This window comes from Micromonospora phytophila (assembly GCF_023656545.1).
GTDB lineage: Bacteria > Actinomycetota > Actinomycetes > Mycobacteriales > Micromonosporaceae > Micromonospora > Micromonospora phytophila.
The window spans coordinates 1-4,877 of sequence record NZ_JAMOKF010000368.1; the positions used below are offsets into that span (position 1 = coordinate 1).

Annotated in this window: 2 protein-coding genes; one reads left to right on the plus strand and one right to left on the minus strand. The window is 71.4% G+C overall.

The features are described 5' to 3' along the window. Positions 1–182: GNAT family N-acetyltransferase (locus tag NCC78_RS27515; RefSeq protein ID WP_250798117.1), on the plus strand; the 182-nt coding region annotated here is incomplete at its 5' end. A gap of 79 nt (positions 183–261) precedes the next feature. On the opposite strand, the gene NCC78_RS27520 is transcribed toward NCC78_RS27515, so the two are convergent. Continuing rightward, the gene (locus NCC78_RS27520) at positions 262–4,833 is read right to left on the minus strand and encodes a HAMP domain-containing hybrid sensor histidine kinase/response regulator (RefSeq protein WP_250798118.1); all 4,572 of its coding nucleotides are present in this window, start codon (positions 4,831–4,833) and stop codon (positions 262–264) included. Positions 4,834–4,877 lie beyond the last annotated feature (44 nt).

The window sequence follows — 4,877 nt, forward strand, 5'->3', positions numbered from 1 at the left end:
TCACCGACCCGCGCCGCCGGCGGATCGTGGCCGAGCCGGACGCGCGCAACGACCGGGCGATCGCCCGGCTGCTGCGGAGCGGTTTCGTCGCCGGGCCGCTGATCGAGCTGCCGGAGAAGCGGGCCCGGCTGCTCTTCCTGGACCGGGCGACCTTCGACGGCACAACCCCGCCCGGCGGCTGACCCGGTCCGGCGCGCGGTCCTGGTTCCCCGGCCCGCCGGCCGCCCCTCGGCCGGCCGGCGGGCAGGGGGTGTGGGCGGGTCAGCCGTTGAGCCAGCGGTGGATGCACTGCAACAGGTCGGTGGCGTCCACCGGCTTGGTGACGTAGTCGCTGGCCCCGGAGGAGATGCTCTTCTCCCGGTCGCCGTGCATCGCCTTGGCGGTCACCGCGATGATCGGCAGGTCGGCGTAGCGGGGCATGGCGCGGATCGCCGCGGTCGCCGCGTAGCCGTCCATCTCCGGCATCATCACGTCCATCAGGACCAGGTCGATGTCGTCGTGGCGCATCAGCGTCTCGATGCCCTGCCGGCCGTTCTCCGCGTAGACCACGTCGAGGCCGTGCAGCTCCAGGATGTTGGTGAGGGCGAAGACGTTGCGGGCGTCGTCGTCCACCACCAGGACCTTGCGCCCGGCGAGGTCACCGGGGAGCGCGTCGAGCGCCGGCCGGACCTCGGGCACCACCGGGGCGAACGGCAGCACCCGCTCCGGGGTGACCACCGTCAGGTGCAGGGCGATGCGCTCGCGCAGGTCGTCCAGGCTGCGCAGGATCTCCAGCGGGCGCTCGTGGGCCAACGCCTGCAACAGGGCGTCCTGCCCGGGCGCCAGCGGGTGCCCGCGGTACGCCAGCACGGGCACCCCGCGCAGCGCCGGGTCGTCGTGCAGCGTCTTCAGCAGCGCCGTCCCGCCGTCGTCGGGCAGGTCGAGGTGGAGCACCAGGACGTGGTACCGGCCGGCGGCCAGCGCCTCGACGGCCGAGGCGACGTCCACCGCGGTGGAGATCTCCACCGGCGGATGCGCCCCGCCCAGGTCGGCCGCCACGCCTTGGGCGAGCACCGTGAGCAGCCCCTTGTCGTGCCGCTCCAGCACCAGCATCCGGCGGACCTCGCCCGGCTGGAGGGTGACGGCCGGCGGCAACGCCGCCGGGGCCGCCCACGGCAGGGCCCCGGCGCCGCCGGACGCCTCCGCACCGGCCCCGACCGGAACGGCGCCGATGGGCAGGTAGAGGGTGAAGGTGCTGCCCCGGCCGAGCACGCTGTGCGCCTCGATCCACCCGCCGAGCAGGTGAGCGATCTCCCGGCTGATGGACAGCCCGAGGCCGGTGCCGCCGTAGCGCCGGCTGGTGGTGCCGTCGGCCTGCTGGAAGGCGTCGAAGATGGCGGTCAGGTGCTGCTCGGCGATGCCGATGCCGGTGTCGATGACCCGGAAGGCGACGACGCCGTCGCCCGGGTCGAAGCCGTCCGGCAGCTCCGCCGGCCGGGCCCGCTCGATGCGCAGCTGCACCCGCCCCTTCTCGGTGAACTTGACCGCGTTGGAGACCAGGTTGCGCAGCACCTGCCGCAGGCGCTGCTCGTCGGTGTGCAGCTCGGTCGGCACGTCCGGACCGGTGGTGATCTCCAGCTCCAGGCCGCGCGGCGTGGTCAGCGGCCGGAAGGTGGCGTCGACGTAGTCACGCAACGCGGACAGCTCGAAGGTCTCCGGGTTGATGTCCATCTTCCCGGCCTCCACCTTGGACAGGTCGAGGATGTCGTTGATGAGCTGCAGCAGGTCGGTGCCGGCCGAGTGGATGACGGTGGCGTACTCGACCTGTTTGGCGGTGAGGTTCCGGTTCGGGTTCTGGGCCAGCAGCTGGGCGAGGATGAGCAGCGAGTTCAACGGCGTACGCAGCTCGTGGCTCATGTTGGCGAGGAACTCGGACTTGTACTTCGAGGCGAGCGCGAGTTGCTGGGCGCGCGCCTCCAGCTCCTGCCGCGCCTGCTCGATCTCGGAGTTCTTGGTCTCGATGTCGTGGTTCTGGCGGACCAGCAGCGCCGCCTTGTCCTCCAGCTCGGCGTTGGAGCGCTGCAACTCCTCCGAGCGGGCCTGCAACTCCTCCGAGCGGGCCTGGAGCTCGGCGGCGAGGCGCTGCGACTCGGTGAGCAGCACGTCGGTACGGGCGTTGGCCACGATGGTGTTGACGTTCACGCCGATGGTCTCGGTGAGCTGGTCGAGGAAGTCGCGCTGCACCTCGGTGAAGCGGCCCATGCTGGCCAGCTCGATGACCCCGAGCACCTGGTCCTCGAAGAGGATGGGCAGCACCACCAGGTGCAGCGGGGCGGCGGCGCCGAGGCTGGAGGAGACGGTGACGTAGTCGGCCGGCACCGCGTCGACCACGATCGCCCGCTTGCTCACCGCCGCCTGCCCGACGAGGGAGTCACCCAGGGTGTACCGGCGACCGGAGGTGTCGTGCCCGTACCCGCCGACCACCCGCAGGGCGGTGCCGCCGGTGCTGTCGTCGACCAGCAGGAACGTGCCGAGTTGAGCGGAGACCAGCGGCGCCAGCTCGTTCATCACCAGGCCGGCGACCACGTCCAGGTCCCGGTGGCCCTGCATCAGCCCGGAGATGCGGGCCAGGTTGGTCTTGAGCCAGTCCTGTTCCTGGTTGGTGCGGGTGGTCTCGCGCAGCGACTCCACCATCGAGTTGATGTTGTCCTTGAGCTCGCCGACCTCCCCGGGGGCGTCCACGGTGATGGAGCGGGTCAGGTCGCCGGTGGCCACCGCGCTGGTCACCTCGGCGATGGCCCGCACCTGGCGGGTGAGGTTGCCGGCCAGCTCGTTGACGTTCTCGGTGAGCCGCTTCCAGGTGCCGGAGACGCCCTCGACCTCGGCCTGGCCGCCGAGGCGGCCCTCGCTGCCGACCTCCCGGGCGACCCGGGTGACCTCGGCGGCGAACGACGACAGCTGGTCCACCATCGTGTTTATGGTGGTCTTCAGCTCCAGGATCTCACCGCGCGCGTCGACGTCGATCTTCCTGGTCAGGTCGCCCTGCGCCACCGCCGTGGTGACCTGGGCGATGTTGCGCACCTGGCCGGTCAGGTTGTTCGCCATCGAGTTGACGTTGTCGGTCAGGTCCTTCCAGGTGCCGGCCACGTTCGGCACCCGGGCCTGGCCGCCGAGCCGGCCCTCGGTGCCCACCTCGCGGGCCACCCGGGTCACCTCGTCGGCGAAGGCGCCCAGGGTGTCGACCATCGTGTTGATGGTCTGGGCGAGCACCGCCACCTCGCCCTTCGCCTCGACGGTGATCTTGCGGCTCAGGTCGCCCTGGGCCACCGCCGTGGCGACGAGCGCGATGGAGCGGACCTGGTTGGTCAGGTTGTTGGCCATCTCGTTGACGTTGTCGGTGAGGTCCTTCCAGGTGCCGCCGACGTTGAGCACCCGGGCCTGGCCGCCGAGGCGGCCCTCGGTGCCCACCTCGCGGGCCACCCGGGTCACCTCGTCGGCGAACGCGGAGAGCTGGTCGACCATCGTGTTGATGGTCTCCTTGAGCGCCAGGATCTCACCGCGGGCGTCGACGCGGATCTTCTGCGTCAGGTCGCCCTTGGCCACCGCGGTGGTGACCTCGGCGATGCTGCGGACCTGGGCGGTGAGGTTGTCCGCCATGACGTTGACCGACTCGGTGAGGTCCTTCCAGGTGCCGGAGACGCCCTTGACGTCGGCCTGGCCGCCGAGCCGGCCCTCGGTGCCGACCTCCCGGGCCACCCGGGTCACCTCGTCGGCGAACGACGACAGCTGGTCCACCATGGTGTTGATGGTGTTCTTCAGCTCCAGGATCTCGCCGTGCGCGGTGACGGTGATCTTCTGCGACAGGTCGCCCCGGGCCACCGCGGTGGCCACCTGGGCGATGCTGCGCACCTGGTCGGTCAGGTTGACCGCCATGGAGTTCACCGAGTCGGTCAGGTCCCGCCAGGTGCCGGCGACGCCGCTGACCTGGGCCTGCCCGCCGAGCCGCCCGTCGGTGCCGACCTCCCGGGCCACCCGGGTCACCTCGTCGGCGAACGACGACAGCTGGTCCACCATGGTGTTGATGGTGCTCTTGAGTTCCAGGATCTCGCCGCGGGCGTCGACGGTGATCTTCTGCGACAGGTCGCCCCGGGCCACGGCCGTGGTGACCTGGGCGATGTTGCGGACCTGGCTGGTCAGGTTGCCGGCCATGAAGTTCACCGAGTCGGTCAGGTCCCGCCAGGTGCCGGCCACGCCGGGCACCTCGGCCTGACCGCCGAGGCGGCCCTCGCTGCCCACCTCCCGGGCCACCCGGGTCACCTCGTCGGCGAACGACGACAGCTGGTCCACCATGGTGTTGATGGTGACCTTCAGCTCCAGGATCTCGCCCCGCACGTCGACGGTGATCTTCTGCGACAGGTCGCCCCGGGCCACGGCCGTGGCCACCTCGGCGATGTCGCGGACCTGGTCGGTGAGGTTGCCGGCCATGGCGTTGACCGAGTCGGTCAGGTCCTTCCAGGTGCCCGACACCCCGGGGACCTCGGCCTGACCGCCCAACTGCCCCTCGGTGCCCACCTCCCGGGCCACCCGGGTCACCTCGGAGGTGAACAGCGACAGCTGGTCCACCATGCCGTTGAAGACCGTCGCGATCTCGCCCAGCAGTCCGTCGGCGTCCTCCGGCAACCGGGTGCCGAAGTCACCGTCCCGCACCGCGGTCAGCCCCGCGAGCAGCTGCCGCAGCCCCGGGTCGGCCATCGCCGCGGTGCTGCCGGTCGCCGCCGCCCGCCGCGCCACCGTCTTGTCGACCACCAGAACCACCTCGCGCAGCAGCCGGCGGGCGCACCCGCCTCTCAACATCAACCGCGCAAGTATGCACAGGGCAGCGGGAAAGCGCTCCCCAC